20 protein-coding genes and 2 pseudogenes are annotated in these 22,834 nt (G+C 72.4%); 15 read left to right on the forward strand and 7 right to left on the reverse strand.

Annotation, left to right across the window (positions count from 1 at the left end):
- The first annotated feature begins 103 nt into the window (after positions 1 to 103).
- The 9 genes from ACWDD9_RS42995 (at position 104) to ACWDD9_RS43035 (ending at position 12,455) form a co-directional block, all read left to right on the forward strand.
- A complete protein-coding gene (locus ACWDD9_RS42995) occupies positions 104 to 733 on the forward strand; it encodes a hypothetical protein (RefSeq protein ID WP_387970173.1) in 630 nt (209 codons plus the stop codon).
- Positions 734 to 1,050: 317 nt separating this feature from the next.
- Entirely contained in the window at positions 1,051 to 2,325 is a 1,275-nt protein-coding gene (locus ACWDD9_RS43000; RefSeq protein WP_449814684.1) for a competence protein CoiA family protein, read from the forward strand.
- Between the two features lie 475 nt (positions 2,326 to 2,800).
- A complete protein-coding gene (locus tag ACWDD9_RS43005) occupies positions 2,801 to 5,521 on the forward strand; it encodes a BTAD domain-containing putative transcriptional regulator (RefSeq protein ID WP_449814685.1) in 2,721 nt (906 codons plus the stop codon).
- 127 nt (positions 5,522 to 5,648) lie between these two features.
- The gene (locus ACWDD9_RS43010) at positions 5,649 to 6,362 is read left to right on the forward strand and encodes a DUF4232 domain-containing protein (protein ID WP_049650610.1); all 714 of its coding nucleotides are present in this window, start codon (positions 5,649 to 5,651) and stop codon (positions 6,360 to 6,362) included.
- A 186-nt stretch (positions 6,363 to 6,548) separates the two neighbouring features.
- Positions 6,549 to 7,286 (forward strand): helix-turn-helix domain-containing protein, encoded by a 738-nt coding sequence (locus tag ACWDD9_RS43015; protein WP_053112011.1) that lies wholly within the window; start codon positions 6,549 to 6,551, stop codon positions 7,284 to 7,286.
- 69 nt (positions 7,287 to 7,355) lie between these two features.
- Complete coding sequence (locus ACWDD9_RS43020) at positions 7,356 to 8,801, forward strand: CoA transferase (RefSeq protein WP_449814686.1); 1,446 nt, start codon at positions 7,356 to 7,358, stop codon at positions 8,799 to 8,801.
- A gap of 162 nt (positions 8,802 to 8,963) precedes the next feature.
- A complete protein-coding gene (locus ACWDD9_RS43025; protein WP_449814687.1) occupies positions 8,964 to 10,157 on the forward strand; it encodes a CaiB/BaiF CoA transferase family protein in 1,194 nt (397 codons plus the stop codon).
- Positions 10,158 to 10,242: 85 nt separating this feature from the next.
- The gene (locus ACWDD9_RS43030) at positions 10,243 to 11,388 is read left to right on the forward strand and encodes an acyl-CoA dehydrogenase family protein (protein WP_449814688.1); all 1,146 of its coding nucleotides are present in this window, start codon (positions 10,243 to 10,245) and stop codon (positions 11,386 to 11,388) included.
- Positions 11,388 to 12,455 (forward strand): acyl-CoA dehydrogenase family protein, encoded by a 1,068-nt coding sequence (locus tag ACWDD9_RS43035; RefSeq protein ID WP_449814689.1) that lies wholly within the window; start codon positions 11,388 to 11,390, stop codon positions 12,453 to 12,455. The genes ACWDD9_RS43030 and ACWDD9_RS43035 overlap by 1 nt, the downstream gene beginning before the upstream one ends.
- Here the strand turns inward: ACWDD9_RS43035 and ACWDD9_RS43040 are convergent.
- The 3 genes and pseudogenes from ACWDD9_RS43040 to ACWDD9_RS43050 all read right to left on the reverse strand — a co-directional run.
- Positions 12,439 to 12,633, reverse strand: a pseudogene (locus ACWDD9_RS43040) (glycosyltransferase); the annotation flags it as partial. The gene ACWDD9_RS43035 and the pseudogene ACWDD9_RS43040 sit on opposite strands and share 17 nt — an antisense overlap.
- A gap of 153 nt (positions 12,634 to 12,786) precedes the next feature.
- Positions 12,787 to 14,085 (reverse strand): glycosyltransferase 87 family protein, encoded by a 1,299-nt coding sequence (locus tag ACWDD9_RS43045; protein ID WP_449814690.1) that lies wholly within the window; start codon positions 14,083 to 14,085, stop codon positions 12,787 to 12,789.
- Positions 14,086 to 14,445: 360 nt separating this feature from the next.
- Positions 14,446 to 14,613: pseudogene (locus tag ACWDD9_RS43050) on the reverse strand (pirin family protein); the annotation flags it as partial.
- Positions 14,614 to 14,708: 95 nt separating this feature from the next.
- Here ACWDD9_RS43050 and ACWDD9_RS43055 point away from each other — a divergent pair.
- Positions 14,709 to 15,863 carry a tyrosine-type recombinase/integrase gene (locus ACWDD9_RS43055; RefSeq protein ID WP_449814691.1) on the forward strand — a complete coding sequence of 385 codons (1,155 nt, stop codon included), beginning with the start codon at positions 14,709 to 14,711 and terminating at the stop codon, positions 15,861 to 15,863.
- A 57-nt stretch (positions 15,864 to 15,920) separates the two neighbouring features.
- On the opposite strand, the gene ACWDD9_RS43060 is transcribed toward ACWDD9_RS43055, so the two are convergent.
- Positions 15,921 to 16,112, reverse strand: a complete 192-nt coding sequence (locus ACWDD9_RS43060) for a helix-turn-helix domain-containing protein (protein ID WP_375874612.1) — start codon at positions 16,110 to 16,112, stop codon at positions 15,921 to 15,923.
- A 54-nt stretch (positions 16,113 to 16,166) separates the two neighbouring features.
- On the opposite strand from ACWDD9_RS43060, the gene ACWDD9_RS43065 reads away from it, so the two are divergent.
- Positions 16,167 to 16,436 (forward strand): hypothetical protein, encoded by a 270-nt coding sequence (locus ACWDD9_RS43065; protein ID WP_449814692.1) that lies wholly within the window; start codon positions 16,167 to 16,169, stop codon positions 16,434 to 16,436.
- Between the two features lie 80 nt (positions 16,437 to 16,516).
- Here ACWDD9_RS43065 and ACWDD9_RS43070 read toward each other — a convergent pair whose 3' ends face one another.
- Positions 16,517 to 16,750: a hypothetical protein gene (locus tag ACWDD9_RS43070; protein WP_449814693.1), complete on the reverse strand. Its 234-nt coding sequence runs from the start codon at positions 16,748 to 16,750 to the stop codon at positions 16,517 to 16,519.
- Here ACWDD9_RS43070 and ACWDD9_RS43075 point away from each other — a divergent pair.
- A complete protein-coding gene (locus ACWDD9_RS43075; protein ID WP_449814694.1) occupies positions 16,742 to 18,769 on the forward strand; it encodes a hypothetical protein in 2,028 nt (675 codons plus the stop codon). The two genes, ACWDD9_RS43070 and ACWDD9_RS43075, sit on opposite strands and share 9 nt — an antisense overlap.
- Before the next feature lie 69 nt (positions 18,770 to 18,838).
- Complete coding sequence (locus ACWDD9_RS43080; protein ID WP_449814695.1) at positions 18,839 to 19,153, forward strand: hypothetical protein; 315 nt, start codon at positions 18,839 to 18,841, stop codon at positions 19,151 to 19,153.
- Positions 19,154 to 19,199: 46 nt separating this feature from the next.
- Here the strand turns inward: ACWDD9_RS43080 and ACWDD9_RS43085 are convergent, their stop codons facing one another.
- Positions 19,200 to 19,445, reverse strand: coding sequence for a hypothetical protein (locus ACWDD9_RS43085; protein WP_449814696.1), 246 nt, complete (start codon positions 19,443 to 19,445; stop codon positions 19,200 to 19,202).
- Positions 19,446 to 19,541: 96 nt separating this feature from the next.
- Positions 19,542 to 20,396, reverse strand: a complete 855-nt coding sequence (locus ACWDD9_RS43090; protein WP_449814697.1) for a hypothetical protein — start codon at positions 20,394 to 20,396, stop codon at positions 19,542 to 19,544.
- A 236-nt stretch (positions 20,397 to 20,632) separates the two neighbouring features.
- Between ACWDD9_RS43090 and ACWDD9_RS43095 the strand changes: the two genes are divergently transcribed.
- A complete protein-coding gene (locus tag ACWDD9_RS43095; RefSeq protein ID WP_449814698.1) occupies positions 20,633 to 21,487 on the forward strand; it encodes a hypothetical protein in 855 nt (284 codons plus the stop codon).
- A 57-nt stretch (positions 21,488 to 21,544) separates the two neighbouring features.
- Positions 21,545 to 22,294 (forward strand): HNH endonuclease, encoded by a 750-nt coding sequence (locus ACWDD9_RS43100; protein ID WP_449814699.1) that lies wholly within the window; start codon positions 21,545 to 21,547, stop codon positions 22,292 to 22,294.
- Positions 22,295 to 22,834 lie beyond the last annotated feature (540 nt).

Genomic DNA, 22,834 nt, shown 5'->3' on the forward strand with positions numbered 1-22,834 from the left:
TCGAACAGGCCCAACCACCCGATTCCAGCAACTCTGCCAACAACCGGATGGCGGGACTCGAACCCGTCACTCATGAAGATCACCAACAGCATCCGATGAGTGGGTGCTGCTGGAGGCCGTCGCTGCCGAGAGTTCGGGCTGGCTGGCCGGGGAGCTGCCCCTACAGCGCCGGATCGCGGAGCACGGGACCGTGCGCCGGCTCGTCGGAGCGAAGGTGTGCGAGTTCGCGAGTCCCGAACTGCTCGACGGTCTCGCCGTCGGCGAAGCCCGCCCGGCGTGGGCAGTTCGCGTAACCGGCCTGGGGCAGGACCTGCTGCGCTACCGGGCCCTGCGGGACCGTCCAGCCGAGCAGCCCGTCGTACCGGTGGACGACTGCGTGCCGGACACCACGATCAGCGTGCGTGCCTTCGACATGCCCCTTCTCCACGCCGTCCGCGAGGAGGCGAAGGCCGGCCTCCTCCCCGGGGTCGACGCCGACCTGCTGGGCGCGGCGATCGCCAGGGCGCGGACCGTAGAGGGCTCCAGCCGGCGCAGCGTGGACGTCACCGAGGCAGAGCTCGCCGTGATCCTGAAGGTGTTCTATCTGGAGTCCCTGCGGGGCGGCGGTGCTGCCGGCTACCGGCACGTCCTGCGCTCGTCGCCTCTGGCAAACGCCTTGAGGCCCGATCCGTACCGCCCGGAGGCGACCGTTGTGCGGCCTCGCGCCGCTGATTCCGCCGCGCTGGCCCGCTAGGGCCGGGCGGGCTTCTCCGTGATGCCGATGTTGGTGGCGACCGGGCGAGGACGACCTCGGCCTGGTGGTCGCCGACGTAGGCCGGGACGGTGGTCGCCGCGTTCCGGACGGGTGCGCCCAGGTCCTCTCCCGGGCCCTTCGCGGTACCCGCGGATGCCCGCAGGTCCGCTGGTCGGACCGACGGGCACGGGTGGAATTCAAACAGAACGCCGGACCCTGTTGACCGTGGGGCTGGTGTTATTCGAGGCTTTTGTTCGCCGATTCTAAACATTCGCACCGGTGTTTAAATTGCCGCTCCCTGTTTCTATTCTCCGGATATGGCGAACGGCGTTTTCCACACCGCGTACGGAATCGAGATCAACCTGACCATGCCCGACCTCGGCCATCCGGGTCGGCCCGGCCTGCTGGAGGAGGTCACCACCCCGATCGACCGGCGCGAGCGCGAGCTCCTGGAGTGCCTGGAGCACCACGGTGACGGCGCCTGCCAGGCCGAGGAGGACGGCCGGTCCCCGTGGATGACGATCCGCCGCCGGACGGTCGGCGGCCGCACCGTCTGGGTGGCCGCCCACCTGCCGGTGCGCCACACCCCCACCCCGGAGGAGAGCGCGAAGCACCAGGCGATGAAGGAGCGGATCGCCCGGGCCGCCGAACGCCACGGCCACCGGGCCGAGATCGAAGCCCGCGCGACCGACGGCCGGATCCGCACCGACGTCCTCGTCACCGGCGACGACGGCCGGCGGATCGGATGGGAGGCCCAGTACTCGCCGATCACCGCCGACACCGTCCGCCGCCGCTCCCGCGCGGCCGCCGAGCACGGGATCGTCCCGCTGTGGGTGACCGACACCGACCGCTCCGCCGTCGTCGAGCGGGCACCCTGGGCCCGGGTCGACGACTTCAGCTGGAAGGAGATCGCCTCCCCGCTCGCCATGGTGGTGCGCGCCGGGGTGCGGCACCTGCAGCAGTGGAAGTGCCTGCCGAGCAGTGTGCGGCCCTGCCCGGTCAACGGCAGCTCCTGCGGGCGCTTCCACGCCGAGTGGTTCCTGCCCGCGCTGTGCCTGCCCGCGAAGGCACCCACCGAGGTCGACCAGCTCGTCGTCGCCAGCGCGGACGGCGAGTTCGTGCCGATGCGCATCCCCGACCAGCACGACCCGCGCTCCGTCTCCCGGATGTGGGTGCCCGCGGTCGATCGGGACCGCTGGCACGACATGTTCGGCCCCGACGAGGACGAGGACTCCCCGGCCGAACCCGGGGCCGGGGACGCCGGCATCACCTACACCCGCCAGGAACTCGACGCGACCTGCCGCTACGGCGAGGAGACCTTCACCTTCAACGACCCCCGGCCCCGGCGCGGGAACTCCGCGGGCACCGGCCTGCACACCTTCGACGAGGTCCCCGAACGGCTGTTCACGGTGCCCCGGCAGGACCGCCGGCTCGACGCCACCGAGACCCAGCGCCGCGAAGCCGCCCTCGCCCACGGCTGCGAGCCTTGGCAGATCGGCCCGTGCGCCGGCTGCGGGACACCGATCCGCCGCTACGGCGACACCGGCGTCCACGCCTGCGAGGCCTGCCGGGCGAGGACCGCCCGACGGTGAGCACCAGGACCAGCACGGTCGGCTTCCATAGGACCGCCCGGGGACTCCGGGGCACGCGGTGGGCGGGGCGAGGCCGTCCCTCCGCCACCCGCCGCCCGGTACCACCAACCGTGCAGCCGGCCCCCTCGTACGGGCCGTAGCCGCCGGTGCGGGCGACGCTCTCCCGGGCCCCGCGCCCGCCGAGCAGCGCGGCCCGGGTGGCGAAGTCCGGCAGCAGCAGGTGCGGCGCCCGGCGTCCGTACAGCGCGGTCGGCAGTCCTGCCCCGTCGGGCCCCGGCGGTGTGCCACCTGGCGCTGCCGCCGCGTTCAGGGGGTGTCGGCGGCGCAGCTCGCGCAGCAGTCGGTGTCCGGCGAGGGTGCGGGCCGGGGCACAGAGCAGTCGAGTGGGAGTACGTGGTCGGTGACGGAGCAGTGCGGTATCCGTGAAGTTCGACCTCCCGATTCCCAGTAGCCATCGGACGATAGGGTTCCGTCCATGGAGTTCCAGGTCCTCGGCCCCGTGTCGGTCAGCGGGAGCGACGGGCCGTTGCCGCTCGGGCCCGCCAAGCGGCGAAGCCTGCTCGCGATGCTGTTGCTGCGGGCCAATGTCGCGGTCTCGGTCGACACGCTCACCGAGGCGCTGTGGGACGACGAACCTCCCCTGCACGCGCGCACCGTGATCCAGGGCCATGTCTCGCGCCTGCGGGCACTGTTGGCGGGTGTCGACGCATCGGCGTACGGCGTCGAGCTGAGCACGCGCGGCTCCGCGTACCACCTGGAACTGCCGGAGACGCTGCTCGACGCCCACCGCTTCGACGGCCTTGTGGCGCTCGCCCGCCGTGCCACCGACCCCGGTGACCGGGCCGCGCTGCTCACCGAGGCGCTCGCCCTGTGGCAGGGCCCCGCGCTGGCCGGCGCCTACCCGTCGCCGCTGCTGCGCTCCGCCGCGCACACCTTGGACGAGGCGCGGCTCGCCGCGGTCGAGCTGCTCGCCGACACGTACGTCGCGGGCGGCGAACACGAGCGCGCTGTCCAGCTGTTGCGGCCGGAGACCGGGGCCCATCCGCTGCGCGAGCCGCTGGCCGCCCGACTGGTCGAGGCGCTGCACCACGCGGGGCGTTCCTCGGAGGCCCTGGACGCCTACCACCACGCCCGCCAGGTCCTGGCCGACCAGCTCGGCGCCCGCCCGGGCGCCGAGCTGACCGCCGCCTTCACCGTCGCTCTCGGCCCCGAAAGCGCCCCCGCGGTCCGGGCCGAGACGCCCCAACCCGTCCTGGAGTCGGTGCAGTTCCGGCCCAACCTGCTGCCTCGTACCCCGCGCGGATTCCACGGCCGCACCGTCGAGAGCGCCGCGCTGACCGCGGCCGCGGCCGGACCTGACGGGCCGGTCGTCGTGGTCACCGGGCCCGCCGGGGTCGGCAAGACCGCGCTGGCCGTGCGCTGGGCGGCCGACCGGCACTCCGACTTCCCCGACGGGACGCTCTACGCCGATCTGCGCGGGTTCAGCGACACCTCGGACCCCGAACCGGCCGAGCTGCTGCGGGAGTTCCTCGTCGCTCTCGGTGTTCCACCGCGCCGGATGCCCGAGTCGGCGGACGCCGCCGGTGCCCTGTTCCGCTCGCTCACCGCCGAACTGCGCCTGCTCGTCGTCCTCGACAACGCCCGTACCTCCGCCCAGGTGCGCCCGCTGCTGCCCACGGGACCCGGCTGCGTCACCGTCGTCACCAGCCGTGCCCGCCTCGCCGGTCTCGTCGCCTCCGACGCCGCCCGCGTCCTCGCCCTCGACGTCCTCGCCACCGACGACAGCGTGGCCCTGCTCACCCGTCTCCTCGGCGAGCACCGCACCGCCGCCGATCCCCAAGCGGCCCGCCGTACAGCCGAGTTGTGCGGCGGTCTGCCGCTCGCGCTGCGGGTCGCCGCCGCTCGGCTCGTGGAACTCCCCGCCCTCGGCCTCGCCTCCTTCGCCGACCGGCTCGCCGACGAGCGCCAGCGGCTCGAGCTGCTCGCCGCCGAGGACATCGGCGTCGCCTCCGCGCTGCGGCTCACCACCGCCCACCTCCCCGCCGACGCGGCGCAGCAGTTCACCGCGCTCGGCCATCACCCGGGCACGCAGGTCGACCGGTTCAGCGCCGCCGCGCTCGCCGGCACGACCCCGCCGGACGCGGCCCGCGCCCTCGACCGCCTGGTCGCCGCGCACCTGGTCACCGAGACCGCCCCCGGCCGCTACGTCCTGCACGATCTGGTCCGGCTCTACGCGCGTGGCCAGAGCCACGACCCGGCCGCCCGTGCCGCGGCCCGGCTGCGCCTGTACGACCACTGCGTGGCGACCGCGCTGTCCGCGTCCGAGGCCGCGGAACCCGGCGGGGAGCCCGCCTTCGTGCAGCCCGATGACTTTCAACAGCCGCCCGCAGTACGGGACTTCACCAGCCGGGAGGAGGCGCTCGACTGGTTCGCCGCCGAACGCGACGACCTCGCCCTGATCGCGGCCGCGGCCCGCGCCGAGGACCGGCCCGAGCGGGCCTGGCGGATCGCGGTGACCCAGTGGCCGCTCGTGGTCTGGCGGGTCCTCGCCGACTGGGCGCCCACCCTGGAGGCCGCCCTCGCCGACGCCCGCGCCTGCGCCGACCCCTCTGCGGAGGCCCGCGTCCTGACCCTGCTCGGCTGGGTGCTCGCCGAGGAGGGCCGCACCGCCGAGGCCGTCCGGCACCTGCGCGTCGCACCCGAACTCGCGGCCTGCGCAGGCGACGTACTCGGCGAGGCCACCGCCCTGGTCAACCTCGCCGCGGCCCTCCCCGACGACGAACCCGGCGCCGCCGAAACGGCCTGCACCCGAGCCCTCGCCCTCGCCACCGAGGCCGACGACGCGCACACCCGGATGCTCGCGCTCCAGCACCTGGCCCGCATCCACCTCGGCGCGGGCCGCCACCGGCAGGCGTACGAGGCAGCCGAGGTGGCGCTCGGCCTCGGCCCGGAGCACGAGGCGGTCGCCCGGCGCGTGCTCCTGCGCACCTGGCAGGGCGAGGCGCTGGCCGGGCTCGGCGACACCGTGGCCGGGCAGCGCTGCCTAACGCAGGCCGCGCTCGAGGCCGAGCGGACCGGCTACGACGCGGGCGCCGTCACCGCGCTCGATGCCCTGCTGCACATCGCCGACCAGGACGCACTGCCCGAACTGCGGCGCCGGCACGCGGCGGCACACGCCAGGATCCTGGCGCGTTAGCCAGGCGTTAGGACCGCCGCCGCGCTCGTTAGTGATCTGCCAGCGCGCCGCAACACCCTCGTTCCTGCAAGGGGAAGCGACCTCGTACAGGATCGCGACCCACGAACGAGAACCGGGGGAACCAGCCATGCGCACCACCACCCGTCCCACCCTGCTCGCCGTCGGCGCCGTCGCCGCGCTCGCCCTGTCCCTGACCGCCTGCAACGACGTCAGCGGCACGCAGGACAGCGGCGCCGCCGGCGCCGGCGCGTCAGCCGCCGCCCCGTCGGGTTCCACCTCGGCGACGGCGCCGGCTGCGGCCTCGGCATCGGCTGCGGCCTCGGCGCCGTCCGGGGGCAAGACGAGCACGAGCGGTGGAGGCAGTTCGTCCTCCGGCGCCGGTAAGGGCGGCGCCACCGCGGCCTGCACGACCAAGAACACCTCGGTGGCGTTCCTCCAGTCCTCGGGCCACGCCAGTGACGCGCAGCCCGCCGCCGCGACCCTCAAGATCACCAACAGCTCGGGTGCCCCCTGCACCATCGTCGGCCCGACGACCGTGGTCGCCGCCGACGACCAGGGCAAGGCGAGCCCGGTCTCGGGGGACAACTCCACGGCCGGCTCGGCAGCGGTCGACATCCCGGCGGGCGCCGCGGTGGTGGCGGACGTGCTGTACAACGACGTGAACGGCGAGGGCACCGCGTCGGCCCGTTACACCTGCCCGGTGCAGGCGTCCCACGTCAAGGTCGCGCTGCCCAAGGATGCGGGCACCACGGTGAACGTGATGAAGGCGAACGGCTCGCCGGGCGGCGTCTTCAGCGTCTGCGGCACCGAATTCAAGGTCGGGGCCTTCGCGGCACGGTAGGGGCTGGCGCGGCCCCGTCCGTTCGCACGATCCTCGGCATGACGGCGTGGATCAGGCGCCGGTGTAGGCAGGTGCAGGTGCAGGTGCCAGGCCGGGGCCGGCCTGCTCGTCGGGTGGCGGGGGAGAACCGGCGGGCCGTGCCGGTGTGATCGGCCGGCGACGTACGACAGGGACAGGGCGGGCGGGATGAGCGAGCACGGCCGACGGCGGCCGCACCGCACGGTGGACCGGGTCGTGTGGATCCTGGAGGCCGCCGCGCGGGCGCCGGGCGGGGTGACCGTGGCCGAGTTGGCGCGGGCGGCCGGGGCACCGGCGAGTTCGGTGCAGGACCTGGTCAACGGACTCGTCGCGACGGGGTTCCTGCTGGAACAGCGCCGGCGCTTCCGGCTCGGGCCCGCCCCGCACGTCCTCAACCTCATCGCCGGCCGGGTCGTCCCGCGGATCGGCCAGGACGAGCTCAACGAACTGAGCCGCGTCGCGGGTACCCCGGTGCTGCTCACGGTGCGGGTCGGGCTCGACGCCGTGCACCTGGCGCGCGGCGGCGAGGACGAGATCCCCCGCCTCCTGCCGCTGGCCGACGAGCACATGGCCCGGCCGCTCCTGCGCACCGCCGCGGGCCGTCTGCTGCTGGCTCTCACCGACGAGGCGGAGCGCCGCGGGCTGCTCGACGAGCTCGCCCGCCACGACCCCGAGGCGGTCGCCGAGTTCCGTCGCGCTCTTCCGGGGATCCGGGCGTCGCGGATCAGCCGCAGCGAGGGTCTGGCCGATCCCGAGGTCAGCGCGCTCGCGATCCCCGTCACCGACGGCCCCGTCGTCACGGGTGCCCTCGTTCTGACGCACCGGCGTCGTGGCCGCTCGGAGCGGCTGAGTCTGGACCGGGCGGCGGCCCGGCTCCTCGCGCACATCCAGGAGGGGCGGACGTGACGTCCGCACCGGTTCACGGATATCCGTGAACGCGGGCGCTCGTGCCGTGTCGGGAACGAACATCCCGGCATGACTTCGAACCCGCTGACCACGGCCGGGCCGACGCCTCCGCCGTCCACCGCCGAGATCGTCCTCCGGCTGCTGCACACGCTCGGCGACCCCGATCCGGCCCGGGGGGCCGAGGACGTCACCATCGTCGGGGCGGATCCCCTGGTGCCCTCGGTGCACCGCCTCGCCGACGCCATGTCCGCCGCGATCGGTGTCTTCGGGCGGCAGACGGCGGCGGTCGGCGAACAGCGCGGCCACCCGCACCAGAGGGTCGAGGTGCAGGCCGGGGCCGCGATCGACCAGCTCATGGCGACGTACCACACGACGCTCTCGGGACGCCCGCTCCTCTCCCTCCTCGACGACCCGACCCTGCTCGGCAACAGCGACTTCTACCGGGCGCGCGACGGCCGGTGGATCTTCATCATCACCACCTATCCGCATCTGCGGGACGCGGTCCACTCCGTGCTGAGGTGCGGGCTCGACAACGTGGGGATCGCGCAGGCCGTGGCCGGCTGGGACGCCTTCACGCTGGAGGAGGCCGTCTGCGCGCGGGGCGGCGTCGCCTGCGCGGTGCGCAGCCGGGAGGAGTGGCTCGCGCACCCCGCGGGGCGGTACGTCGCGCAGCGCCCGGTCGTCGAGATCGAATGTGTCGGCGACGGACCGGTCCGGCCGCTGGAGCCGATCGGTGCGGCGGACGAGGCGCTCGCGGGCGTACGGGTGCTCGATCTCACCCACGTCATCGCGGGTCCCGTCGCGGCGCGGCTGCTCGCCCAGTTCGGTGCCGACGTGCTGCACCTGTCGCGTCCCGACCGCCCCGACCCGATCCCGATGATCGCGATGACCGGCGGCGGCAAGCGCAACGCCTACTGCGACCTGCGCGACGACCACGACCGTGCGGCCTTCCACGACGCGCTCCAGGACGCGGACGTCTTCGTCCACGCCTACCGGGGACTCGCCCGGCACGGGGCGTCGACCGAGGAACTCGTCCGGCGCCGCCCCGGACTCATCACCCTCGAATACCACGCCTGGGGCGCCGACGGTCCGTGGGGCGAGCGCGGCGGGTTCGACCAACTCGCCTGCTCGGCAACCGGATTCGCCGTCGAGGAGTGGACCGACCGGCCGTCGCTGCCGCCGACGTACCTGCTCAACGACTACCTCGCCGCCTACCTCGGGGCTGCCGCCGTCGCAACGGCCCTGCGCCGGCGTGCGGCGGAGGGCGGCTCGTGGCGGATCCGCGTGACCCTGGCCGGGGTGTGCCACTGGGTGCGGGAACTCGGTCTGCTCGCGCGGGAGGACGTACTCGGCCTGCCCCGGCCCGGGCGCGCGCCGCTCGCCGCGCTGTCGACCACGGGGACGGACTTCGGCCCGCTCACCGAACCGGCGACACCGTTCGCGTACAGCGGGCGCACGGTCCCCCAGCCCGGCCGGCGGACCCCGCTCGGGTCCGCCGCGCTCCAGTGGCGCTGAGTCGCTTCTACGCGACCAGCCCTGGCAACCGAAACCGCCGCCCCCTGCCGACCGATGCGGCGAGTCCTTTCGCATCCGCCTCGTCGGCAGCACGTGTCCGCGGCCGCCCGTACCGCACCACCGTTCACCCACCCCACCCGACACCCCAGGAGGCACAGCACGATGTCCGAGCAGCCGAGCGGCCCGTCCGGCCGGGGACTCCTCGCCGGAGTCCGCGTCATCGAACTGGCCAGCGTGATCATGGCTCCGTACGCCGCCCAGCAACTGGGAGACCTGGGCGCCGACGTGATCAAGGTCGAGCCGCCCACCGGTGACATGACGCGCCACTACCCGCCCCAGCGCCACCCCGGCATGGGCGGCGCGGCACTCAACCTGAACCGCAACAAGCGCAGCGCCGCCATCGACCTCAAGGCCCCGCACGGCCGCGACGCCCTGCTCGCCCTGCTGCGCACCGCCGACGTCCTCATCACCAACCTGCGCCCGCAGGCCCTGGCGAAGCTCCGCCTCGGCTACCACGACGTCGCGGCCGTCAACCCCGGCCTGATCTACGCCAACGCCCAGGGCTTCCGCAGCGACAGCCGCTACGGCACCCACGCCGCGTACGACGACATCATCCAGGCGGCCAGCGGCCTGGTCTGGCTCAACCACCAGGTCTCCGGCCAACCCCACTACGTTCCCACCGTGCTGGCCGACAAGATCTGCGGCATGCAGATCGCCCAGTCGGTCCTGGCCGCGCTGCACCACCGGGAGCACGGCGGCACCGGACAGCACATCGAGGTCCCGATGGCCGACACCATGCTCGCCTTCAACCTGGTCGAGCACCTGGGCGCGGCCGCCCTGGAGACCGACGGGGCGTTCGGCTCGCCGCGCTCGCTCAGCCCCCAGCGCCGCGCCCTGCGCACCGCCGACGGCTGGATGTGCATCCTGCCGCAGAGCGACCGCAACTGGCGGGACTTCACCGCCTTCGTGGGCCGCCCCGAACTGGCCGCCGACCCGCGCTTCGCCACCGGCCCCGACCGGGCCCGCAACGCCGACGCGTTCTATCCCTTGCTCGCCGGACTGACAGGACACCACACCAGTGCCCAGTGGCAGGAGTTCTGCGACCACGCGGGCATCGCGGCCGCCCCCGTGCTCGACCTGGCCTCCGCCGCCACCACCGCCTACGCCCGCGAGGGCGGCCTGCTGCGCGAGGCCGACCACCCCACCGAGGGCCGCTACCGGGTCATCGGCCTCCCGGTCCGCTACTCGGCCTACCCGGAGCCGGAGCCACGGCCCTGCCCGGCCATCGGCCAGCACACCGAGGAGGTGCTCCGCGAAGCCGGCTTCGACCCTTCCCTGCTGCACCCCGCAGGCTGACCGAACTCCCGTACCGAGAAGAAGCCAACCGCTCGTTCACCAGCCCAGGAGCGAATGAACCATGTCGCCTTCAACGCCGTCACCGATGGCATTCCCCGACGTCGTCCTACCCGAATCGGCCCGCCGGCTCCGTACCGAGGTCCGCGCCTTTCTCGACGAGGAGCGCGCCCGCGGCACCGTACTCGGCCGCCCCGACTCCTGGCTGGCCGGCTGGGACCCCGACTTCAGCCGCCGCCTCGCGGAGCGCGGCTGGGTCGGCATGGCCCTGCCCGTCGAGTACGGCGGCGCCGGCTGCGGCTTCCTGGAGCGCTACGTGGTGATCGAGGAACTGCTCGCCGCCGGCGCCCCGGTCAGCGCCCACTGGGTCTCCGACCGGCAGGCCGGCCCGTCCGTCCTCCAGCACGGCACCGAGGAGCAGCGCCGCTTCCTCCTGCCCCGGATCGCCGCAGGGCAGTGCTTCTTCTCCATCGGCATGAGTGAGAAGATCAGCGGCTCCGATCTCGCCTCGGTCGCCACCCGTGCCGAACGGACCGCCGACGGCTGGCGGTTGACCGGTACCAAGATGTGGACCGGCGGCGCTCACGTCAACGACTACGCCATCGTCCTCGCCCGCACCGATGAGGCCGAGGACAGGCACGCCGGCCTCAGCCAGTTCATCGTCGACCTGCGCGCCCCGGGCGTGCGGGTCGAGCCGATCCGGCTGATGAGTGGCGAGCACCGCTTCAACGCCCTCCACCTCGAAGGCGTCGACGTCCCCGACGGCATGCTGCTCGGGCAGCGGGGCGACGGCTGGAAGCAGGTCACCGGCGAACTCGCCTTCGAACGCAGCGGCCCCGAACGCTACCTGTCCACCTTCCCCCTGCTGGTCTCCCTGCTCCGCGAACTGGAGCGGCGCCCCGCGACAGCCGAACAGCTCACCCAGGTCGGCGTTCTGGCGGCGCGTCTGCACGGCATCCGCCGACTGTCCCTCGGCGTGGCCGCCGCCCTGGACACCGAAGCCTCGCCCGACACCCAGGCCGCCCTGGTCAAAGACCTCGGCACCCGCCTGGAGGGCACCCTGGTCGACACCGTCCGCAGCGTCCTGCCGACCACCGCCGACCCGCACGCCACCCCCGGCAGCCACCCGGAACTGCTCGCCTTCGCCCTGCTGCACAGCCCCGGCTACACGCTGCGCGGCGGCACCAACGAGATCCTTCGCGGCATCATCACTCGCGGTCTGGAGCAGCACTGATGAACACCCACACGATCGACACCAGCACCCCCGGCATCTCCGCCGACGCCTACGACACCACCGCCTTCTACGCCGACGCGGACTCCATCGCCGTCGTCACCAACACGACCGCCCCGGACGCCGTGGCCCTCCCCGCCCAGGACGCCCCGACCGCCGAACTCCTCGCCGCCGCCCGGGAGGCAGGACGCCGCGCCGTCCCCGCCCCTCTCGCCGAGACCGCCCTGGTCGCCCGCCCGCTGCTGCGCCGCGTCGGCCTCCCCGTCCCCGACGGCCCGCTCAGCTACGCCATCGCGCCCGAGCTGACGATCCGCTACGTCCGTCCGGCCGCCTCCTCCGTCGGCTCGGCCGGCTGCCTGGGCGACGACGACACCCTGCTGGTCACCGGCACCCTGCGTCGCGTCCCCTGGGCCCGCACCGCCACCGCCGTCATCGTCCTGGCCACCGCCCCCTCCGGACCCGTCCTGTTCACCCTCGCCCCCGACCGGGCCGTCCTCACCCCCGGTGGCAACCTCGCCGAGGAGCCCCGCGACGACCTGCACCTCGCCGCTCTCGAGATCCCCGCCTCGCAGGTCCGCCGGATCTCCCCGGAACTGCTCGACGAGGCCCGGCTCCGCGCAGCCCTGGCCCGCGCCGCCCTGATCGCCGGAGCCGCCGAACGCTGCGTGGAACTGACGGTCGCCCACACCACCGCCCGCACCCAGTTCGGCCGTCCGCTCAGCCGCTTCCAGGCCGTCAAGCAGGAGGAGGCGCGGCTCATCGAGGAGGCCGCCCTGGTACGCGCCGCCGTCCAAGCCGCCGCCACCCCCCTGGACACCGGCGGGGTGGCCGCCCACTTCGCTGTCGCCGCCGCCAAGACCCAGGCATCCGCCTCAGCCGCCGAGATCGCCCGCATCGCCCACCAACTCCACGGCGCCATAGGCATCACCCGGCTCAACCCGCTCCACCTCGCCACCACCCGCCTGTGGTCCTGGCGTGACGAGGACGGCGACGAAACCACCTGGGCGCCCGCCCTGGCCCGGTCCGTCACCGCCGCCACCCTCTGGCCCACCCTCACCGCCACGCCCTGACCCCTCGCCCCGCGCCTGTCGTCATTCGCGGTGGTCGACAGGGTGGAGTGTCGCCCACGACTCGTCCCGTCCCCCCGTCGAGCACGGCGTCCGGGGCGCCGCCGGAGTCGCCGACCAGCACCGGCAGGCCGGCCGCCGCCGCTTCCAGGAACACGATGCCGAGCCCCTCCACGGGGAGGGCGCTGTCGAAGGCGGCGGCGCCCGGGGTGGAGGACGTGTAGCCGACGACGCCGTCCGGGGCGAAGCGTTCCGTCATCGCGTGGACGAAGGTCTCGATCCCTCCCCGTCGGGGCGGGAAGTCGTTGGTGACCACGAGTGTGCGCGGCATGGTTCAGGCCCGGCGGCCCAGTCGCCGGAGCAGGGCGTGGGTCCAGCGCAGTCGGCCTCGGGGGGCTTGACGGCCGGTGGGGTGTTGCCGGGGGACGGCGACGGTGCGCATGCGGTCTCCTGGATCGAGGGAATCCGGGCGGAGCCGGACCCAGCCGACCAGGACGAACGGCACCACGAGGTAGCCGAAGCGGGTGGCCGGGGCCAGACAGATGGCGAGGGCCAGCCCGAGGGCCAGCCGGTCGGAGGCGGCGACGACGGTCCGGGGCGGGTGGGTCAGGAGCGAGGTGCCCACCGCGGCCGCGGCCAGCGCCAGGAGGGCGAGGGCGAGCGAGCGGCCCCCGGGCACATGGGCTGCCAGGAGATGACCGGGCAGCGGGCTGTCCGCGGGGGAGGCGGTGACGCCGGCGCCGGTGGGGAACAGCACCGTGTGCTCCAGGAGGGCATTCGGGGTCGCCAGTACGGACGGGATCACCACGGTCCCGGCGACGGCGACGGTGACGGCGAGAGCCCGCAGCGCCGCGCTCCGTCCCCGGACCGTCGCGAGCAGGACGAGCGCGACCGGAACGAGCGGCCAGGCCGTCCACTTCAATGAGGCCGCCGCGCCCAGCGCCAGTCCGGTGCCGCCCGGCCGCCCGGTCCCGGCCAGCGCCAGCGCCAGGCACATCAGCGCGCTCACCGGCAGGTCCACCCCTCCGACGGCCAGTGGGAGGGCGACGGCGGGGAAAGCGGCGAGTGCCGCCAGCCCCACGCTTCCGCGACGCCCCGCGGTGATGCGGGCCGAGACGGCGGTCACCGCGAGGAAGGACAGCGTGAACCACCAGCGCGCGTCGCCGGCGACCACGTCGCCCAGCAGCGCGTGTGGCAGGCCGAAGACCGCCATGCCGGGCAGGTAGGGGTTGTAGTCCGCGAGGGCGGCGGGCCGGTCGAGGTACGGAACGCCCGTGGACAGCAGTCGCTCACCCGAGCGCTGGACGACGTCGAGCTCCAGTTGCCCCTGGCCGCGCAGGACCAGCAGGACCAGCGGGACCAGGACCGACCCGGCCGCGGCCACCCGGACCGCCCGGCGCCGCCACACCCCCTGCCCGAGTCCGCTGAGCAGTGCGGCCGCCAGGTACCCCCCGGCCGCCGTCGCGCCCCACACCCGGTGAGGGCCGAGGGTCGATGCCAGGCCCAGTCCTCCGGCGAAGAGCGCGCACAGCGTCCAGGCGACGACGGGCGGCAGCCGGTGTGCCCACCCGGCACCGGGCTCGGACGCGGTGGTGGAAACGGTGCGGTGCGTCAGCAGACGTGGTGCGCTCAACCGGCCCAGCCTCCTTGGTCGGGATGTGCACACCAGTCTCGGGATCCGGGAGGCCGGGATCGTCAAACCGGGATGCGATCCCGGACGTCAACCCGTGGTATGACGCCAACCCCCGTTGTCAACCCGTCAGTTGACGACGAGCACCGTCCTCTCCCGCAGAATCGGGGCATCAGTCCCGTGTGGCGCTCCGCGTTCGCCCACCTGCAGGCCTGGAGCCGTTCGGCCGCGTTCCCGTATGCCACCGGGGCAGTACCCGCGGTCGTCGAGATCATGTCCGCCGGCATCGGCTCCATGGCCCTGTGGCCCGGCTCGGGGTGCGGTGGACCCGGGCGCCGCACCCCCGATCGCGGAACGCGCAGGTCAGCGCACGCGTCCGCGGGGCTTGAGGGGGAGGCCGGGGAGTTCGGGGGCGGGGAGGCGGTCGCCGGGGTAGCCCTGGACGGCGCCGAAGCGGTCGGTGGCGGCCTGCCACTCGTCGCGGGCCTGGACGATGTCCTCGTGGGACCGCCCGATGAAGTTCCACCACATACCACGTGATTTGCGTTTCTTCCCAGGTCAGGGGTGTGGCGGACCATCTGCGCTCAGCAAACAGTCAGCATTGGACGCGATGGAGACCGCACACGATGGCAACCAGGACTCTGGCCCACGGCATGGGCACCTTCTTCAAGACCTGTGAGCACCCGCAGTCGCGGTGGTCGAAGTGCCCGCACACCTACGTGATCCGGTTCCGCAACGCCTCCGGGCGGCAGACCGAGGAGTCCGGCTTCGCCACCCAGGACAAGGCGATCGACCGGCTCACCGAGATCTACCGGGCGAAGCGCGAGAATCCCTGGGGCCAGAGCAAGGCCGACCGCAACCGCAAGTACGGCGCGATGAACTTCGGCGCCTACACCGAAGAGTGGAAGGCCGGCCAGCGCTCGCTCGCCCCGGCTTCTCTGCGGCACCTCGAATCCCTGCTGGAGCACCACCTCTACCCCGCCTTCCACAGCCGCCGGATGGCAACCTTCGACCACAAGGTCGTCGACGCCTTCATCCGGACCATGGAGCGTAACGGTGTCGGCCTGGCCACCCAGTCCAACGCCTTCGACAAGCTCAAGTCGATCCTGCTCGACGCCCACCGCCTCGGCCTCTACCCGGAGAACCCGCTCGACGGCGTCACCCCGCCCCAGTACGACCCGAAGCGCGCCGTCATCCCGGCCCCGCTCCAGCTGCGCGGGATACGCGAAGCCGGGGACGAGACCTTCAACCTCGTCGCCGAGCTCATGAGCGGCTGCGGGCTGCGCAACGGCGAGGCTCTCGCCGTCAACGTCAACAACATCGTCGCCGACGACGTCTATCGCGTCACCGAGCAGGTCAACCAGACGACCAAGGACTACGCGCCGCTCAAGCACCGCAAGGCGGGCGATTACCGGGACGTCCCGCTGCCGGCCCGGACCCGGCTCAGCCTGCTCTCGTACGCGGACACCTACGGCACCATCGACGGCTACCTGCTCCGTCACCCGCTGGACATCGCGAAGCCGTACCCGTCCTACTACCTGCAGAACCAGTGGGACCGGATCAAGCGGACTGGCGACGTCGACATCCCCGATGGCATGACGCTCTACGGCCTGCGGCACTTCTTCGCCTCGAACTGCCTCAGCCACAACATCCCGATCACCGACGTGGCCGAGTGGATGGGGCACAAGAGCATCGACGTCACCTTCAAGATCTACCGCCACCTCATGCCCGGCTCGATCGGCCACGCCGCCCAGGTCCTCGACCTCGGCCTCGCGGCCTGACGCGCGTGGGGCCCTGTTCGCCGTCGAACAGGGCCCCACGCTTCACTCCGCCCGACGTCAGCCGCTGGACATCCGCTGCTGCTTCACCCAGGCATTGACCTCGGTGACCTTGAACTGCAGCTTCGCATTACGCCCACTCCCGAACCGGTACGGGGCGAGACCGGCCCTGGGCGCCTCGCGATAGACCCACTGAACGGACATGTTCAGAAGCTCTGCGGTCTGCTTGACGGTCATGAACTGTGAGGTCACGGACTCTCCTCGGCGAGGACCGGTCGCCATGCGTGCGACCGAGGAGGTCCAAATGTGCTGCACCAAGGACGGTTTGGGAGCGCCGTGATTCCGTGGTACGTCGGGCTCGCATCATCCTCGACCACATCAGCTCAGCTCCGTCGAACCGGCGGCCTGCTGTGCCTGATCGCCGCTGAGGCTGTCGTCGTCGAACTCACCGAACTCCACCGGTTCAGCGACAAGGCCGAAGCCGACGCCACCGTCAGGATCCGCGTCGGCGACGGCAGCGGCCTGGACTCTACTTCACCAACCAGCGGGTCGTCAGGGGCTCGCGAATTGCCATGATCGAGGCCTCGTACGACGGCTGGAAGCCGACATGCTCGCGGGCAGGACCACTCTGATCAGCGCCGCCGCCGCGGCAGACGTCACCACCCTGGCCGCCCGCGCGCGACGAGCGCGCGGCCGGCGGCGAGGTCGAGGACAGACAGCGCACTGCTGTGCGACGGCAACTGCGCGGGACGTGGCGACTGGATCATCACCCGAGACAACAACCGCAAGTTCACCACCGGCCGGGGCGCGGACTTCGTCAAGAACGGCGACGCCTGGGGGTCCTCCAGCGCCACCAGGACGGCTTTCTCAACGTCCGCCACATGGGCCACCGGGGACGCCTCACACTGCCCGCCGAGTACGTCGCCGCCCACGTCCAGCTGCTCTTCGCCTCCACCGTCATGCGCTCCCAAGGCGGCACCTTGGACACCGCCCACCCGCTGGTCACCGAGGACATGACCCGCGAGGACCTGTATGTCCAGCTCAGCCGTGCCCGCCACAAGACCACCATCTACACGGCCACCCACGACCTGCTGCCGTTCGACACCGACGACCAGCTCGACAAGCCGAAGAACGACCCCGACGCCTTCGCCGCCCGCGAGGTGCTGGAGCGCGTTCTGAGCCGCGAGGGCGCCCAGCTCTCCGCCACCGACACGATCCGCAACGCCCAGGAGGACGACGTCTCCCTGGCCACGCTCGCGCCCCAGCACCAGCACGCCACCGAGGCCCTCACCACCCCGCACTACCACCAGCTCATCCACCGGCTCCTCGGCCCCGCCCTCGCCGAGCAGATCACCACCGACGACGCCTTCACCGCCGTCGCCCGCGCCCTGCGTAACGCCGAAGCAGGCGGCTGGCAGCCCGAGCTACTCCTCGCCGCCGCCACCTGGCGAGGCGACCTGACCACAGCCGACTCCCCGGCCCAGACCCTCGCCTGGCGCCTGAACACCATCACCAACGACCGCCCGGCCCCGGCCCACCTCAACGCCCCGACCGCCGCCGACACCACCCGCTACGCCGCCCTGGTCGCGGCGCACACCGACCTGCCCGCACACCGCTTCGACCCCGAGGCCGCGACCACCGAACCGGCCGCCCTGCGCATCGCACCTGCCGCTGCCCAGGCCGCCGACGCGCACCCGCACGTCTCCGCCGACACCCTCAACCGCTACGCCGACGCCGCCGCCACCACGCTCACCACCACCGACAAGGTCACCACCCACACCCAGTGGCCCCACCTCGCTGGAGCCCTGGCCGCCGCCGAACGCACCGGCCACGACACCACCAACCTGCTCACCACCACCGCCGCCGCCCAGGCCACCGGCACCAGCGACCCGGTCACCGCCCTGACCCACGCCGCCCGCACCACCCTGGCCGCAGACGGCATCCCCGAAGCCCACCAGCAAGCCCCCGAAGCCCTCCGACACCAGGCCCTCACCGCCGACGTCATCAGTAACGAGAACGCCACCCGCGCCCTGCGCGAGAACACTTGGCCAGCCCTCGCCGCCGCCCTGCGCCGCGCCGAGACCGCCGGCCACGAACCTGCCGCGCTGTTGCGCCGGGCCGCCGAGCGCCGCCCGATCACCGGCGCCGACAGCCTCAGCCAGGTCCTCGCGTGGCGTATCGGCCGCCACCTCGCCGCCGACGCCCCGGCCACCACCGAGCAGCAGAGCGACCGCGCCGAAGCCGAGCTGTGGCGCACCCTCGCCTGGAACCTCAAGGCGATCGAGAACACCGGCACCACCGCGGAGACCGCCCTCTCCGAGGTGACCGGCCGCACCGCCCTGCCCGAACTGCTCCAGCAGGCCCAGCAGCAGGCGCTCGCCCACACCCGCGCAGCCTCCGGCCGAGCCGACCTCCTGGCCTGGATCAGCGCCGTGCCGCGCTCCACCACGGCCAACCCGCTCCACCACGAGTACCTCACCGACAGCGTCGCCCTGATCGCCAACCGGCTCTCGGTGCTCGCCGACCGCACCGTGGAGAACCGCCCGGAGTGGAGCCGGACCCTTGGCGAAGCCCCGACCGACCCCACCCAGCGCGCCCAGTGGCAGCAGCAGCTTGCCCTCGTCGCCGCCTACCGCGACCAGTACAAGGTCACCGACGACAACGCCGCCCAGCCCGCCGGCCTCTACATCGAGGAAGGCCGCACCGGCCACGACGCCTACTGGCAGGCCGCCGCAGCCGCCATCGCCGCCCGACGTACCGCCGCCGCACCGGCAAGCGCGGAGATCACCCCCGCGACCACTGACCAGCAGGCCCGCCACCAACTCGCCGCCGACGTCTACCGCGCCCTGCCTGAGGCCGACCAGACGGAGATCCTGCGCGCCGTCGCGGCCCGGACCGGTGCCACCTAGCTCGCCAGCCTCCCGCGGCTGGACGACGCCGCCCTCACCCAGCAGACCGTCGCCGAGCAGGTCACCACGGTGCTCGCGGAGCGGCGCCAGCTCACTGAGGAGGCCGTCCGGCCCGAGCAGCCGCAGGCGGAGGAACAGCGTCAGCCGACCCTCGCCGAGCGCCGCCGAGCTGGCCGCCAGGCCGAGCGCCAGGCCCACCGCGACCAGCTCCAGCAGCGCGGCGGACAGCCCACCCGGACCGCCCGGCACGTGCCCGGCCGCCGCCCCGAGCCCGTCGAACAGCGCCAGGTTCAGGCCCCGGCCCAGCGCCCTGCCGCTCCGCAGCAGCAAGTCCAGCCGCCGCCGCAGGCCCGCCAGGACCAGCACAGTCCGCGCATCCGCTGACGATCGCGACGCTTCGAGCCCGAGGCGCCCAGGCTCGGCGCAGGGGTCAGAGCCGTCGAAGCGCCCGCTCGCACTCACGGCATCGCCGGTCCTCGAACTCTGCTGGATACCACGCCTCCCCGTAACCGCCCCGGTAGTGCGTGTGCACCAACGGGTCGGTACGGATGCCACAGAGCGTCGTCGGCAGCGGGTCCTCCGGCACCTCAGGATCGCTCGCGGCGGCGTGGACCGACCGGATGAAGCCGAGGTCTGCTTCATCCGGGTCGAACCCCTCAAGAACCTCCAGTAGCACCAGTACACCCGTACCTCGACGGTGCCCGCAGCGACTGGAGAGCGCACGCTGAGAACCCTCCGAGCGGGGGTTACCGAACGCGGCTCGGTAACCCCGCTAGCTGGGGCGAGCCAGCTCGATGGCGGCTGGCCCGAGCCTCAGCACACTGACGTCGAGCCCGTCAGGGTCGGAGACGTGGACAGCGTCGGCGATCCGGATGGCGCTGTTGACCAGAAGTTCCCCCACCTCCGTGCAGGACGGTCCCTTTCGCCAGGTCAGGCAACGGCTGGTGTTGCTCCGGCGTGCGGGAACGATCTCGGCGGTGTGGGGCCAGTGCCTCCACCAGGTGCTCGCGCGCACCATCAGCCGACTGCGCAACGGCGTGCACGGAGTGGGGGCCCAGTGCGGGGAAGCACTCTCCTCTGCGCCGGTGATGCCCGAGGTGTGCCAGAACGAGAGGTTCTCCGGGGTCTCGTCGGAGCCGGTTTCCCACCGCAGGCGGTGGTTCATCGAACGCACGCTGCCGCGGTGGGATTCGCGCAGTTCAAGACGCCCTTGCGTGGGCAGGTGGAGCAGGTGGACGGCGCGAGAAGAGACGCGTTCGATCCGCAGGCCGGGGATGCCGAAGTGCACATGTGAGCCGTCAGCGTAGGTCACGGTTTTCGGTAGCAGGTAGTTCGCTACCCGTGGGGCCACGCTCACCTGCATCGTCAGCTGATGTGACGCGGGCATGATCCACTCGTAGTACCCGGCGAGACCACGGAAGGACCGTCCGCCGCGGTGGTCCCAGGGGTGGGAGTGACTGGAGCTGAACAGCAGGTCCCACAGCAGGGCCTGGAAGTTCTCCTGGCCAGCGTCCTTGGTGTCCAGCTCGATCCGCCCGTTGACTGCGGTCGCCCACAGCACACGCTCGGGCACGGACAGCAGAGCCAGGTACGACTTGAGGCGCGCACGGTCGTTGGCATGCGGCATTGAAGATCCTCGCTGGCGACAGCCCGGACTGCGCCGCGAAGTGAGACGGTGGTGTCGTCTGATGGCACGGCGAATCTTGAGGAGGTTGGGCATCCCACCCGTCGGCTCCGAGCACAATTCGTCCGGGCGAACGGCCAGCCGTGGACCACCTCCGGGCCCAGGATGAGAGTAGGGGAATCCGTTGCGATCAGTACTTCGCCACGCGGTGTAGGTCGTCAACTACTACCGTCCTCGACATGTCGAAGAACCCGAAACCGCCCCGCCACGAGGAACTGGCCGCCGAGACCCTGGTCAACCAGGTCCTCGGCACCTTGACCGATCGCCGGGACGATAACTCCCTGCCCGGCATGATCGACGCGCTGCTCGCGGAGCCCGGCCGGGCAGAGCCGACGTACGCGCTGGAGGTCACTTCCAGCCTCGATCGGGCGTGGGTCGGGCTGTGGGCTGCAATCGACAAGAAGCACGTCGGGACGGAGTACCCGCAGCTCACGGCTGGCTGGTTCGTGGAGTTCACCCGACTCGCCAAGGTCGGCGGAGACGCCCAGCGGAAACTGATCGACTTTCTCGCCGACCTGGAGTCCCGAGGCGTCAAGCGGATCAGCGTCCGCGAATGGGAGGCCGCCACCCCGGCCGATGCCCCGGTCCCCGAGGACATCGCCCAGGTCCGCAGCCTCGGCCTGCGGGCCGTCGCGCGGGTCGGTGACGGACCGGATGTCCGTGGCCGGATCATCCCCAGCACCCTCGACACAGGCACCGCCAACGCCACCGCCGACGCGGTCACCCCGTACGCCGACGCCTTCCTGTTGACCAACACCGCCGCGAACAAGATCGGCAAGCTCCAGCGCGCCAAGAACGACGGCCTGCACACGATCCTGTTCGTCTGGGTGGACTCCTCGCACATGAGGATCGGCATGGCACTCACCAACGCCTTCCAGCCCACCGGTAACCCGAACGTCCCCGAACACGTGGACGAACTCTGGCTCGCCAGCTACTTCGCGCCGGACACCCTGTTCCGGTGGACCCGAGCGGTCGGCTGGGCCGTCGTGGAGGCGCCAGGCGTCTTCGCCTCCGTGCCCTGGCCGGGGAAGTAGCCCTACCCGCCAGCGGGACAGGGGGCGATGTCAGCACACCGCTCTACCATGACGGCTATGCCCGCCAACCGCCCAGCGATTCCACGAGAATTGGACCGCAAGGTCCGAGTCGAAGCCGGTCACCGGTGCGCCATCCCGCATTGCCGCATGCCCATCATCGAGATTGCCCACATCCAGCCCTGGGCCAAGGTGAAGTGCCACGAGTTCGAGAACCTGATCGCCCTCTGCCCGACCTGCCACACGCTGTTCGACCGGGGCGATATCGACCGGAAGTCCATGCTCCACTACAAGGCGAGACTGAGCCCGTTCTCCCCGTACGCGCTTGCCGAACACCCGGACCACATCGACCTCCTCGCGGCCTACCAGAAGTTCCGGGCATTCATCGACATGTGGCTCGACGCCGCCCGCGCGTTCACCGCGGCGAAGCAGCAAGGAGCCGGGGCCGACGAAGGCCGGCGGATCTTTCGGGCTACGGGTGACGCGGCCATGGAAGCCAGCTATGCACGGCTGTACCTCGCGGCGGAAGCGCCGCCCCTTGTCGCGAAGGCGGCGGACCAGATCATGAACGCGGCCGTGTGGAGCACCTGCGCGACCATGGGCAGGCCCGTCCCTGCCGAGTTCCTGGACCTGAAACCGGCCACTGACGATCTCCCCGCTCTGTGGGCGGATCTGGAACACGAGATCCACGAGGTGCTCAACGCCCCCGCGCGGAAGAAGGTCAAGCTCATGCCGCAACGTCCGCACTACGTTGATGAGCTTGACGAAGGTGAGCGGCAACGGTCCGATAGCAGGTCGACGAACCGCTGAGGGGTGATGATGCCGATGTACAAGGTCAGCTCATTGGTTACGTTCTGTGATAGTTGGGGTGGGTGAGGGGGCGCTGCCGCCCGCAGGCCGGCAGTGACGTCCAGCCCTGTTTGATGCCTGCGAGGGACCGGTGGGTCAGCGATACTTGCAGGGCCGCCGAGCGGCTGAACAGCGAGGCAGTCGACGACGACCAGAAGGCCGACGGACCACCTCGCAGCACGGAATCGGCACACATGAGGCCGAGAAAGGCGGAGAGGCTACGAGATCCACCGAGAGTGACTTTCGCAGGTCAGACGGCCTGTCAGTCGCATTCGTGCAGGTCAGAGGCTTGCTCGCCGAAAACTTGTAAAGCGGGGGTCGTCGGTTCGAACCCGACAGGGGGCTCCGTGCAGAACGGGAAGGGCCGGTCCGATGGGTGTCGGGCCGGCCCTTCCGTCGTGTCCGCGGTCAGTTCGGGGGGAGGGTGAGGGTGGCGAGGGCGCCGCCGGCGGGGTGGTTGGCGAAGGTCAGGGTGGCGCCGATGACGCGGGCGTGGCCGGT

It is taken from the genome of Kitasatospora sp. NPDC001119 (assembly GCF_053598475.1).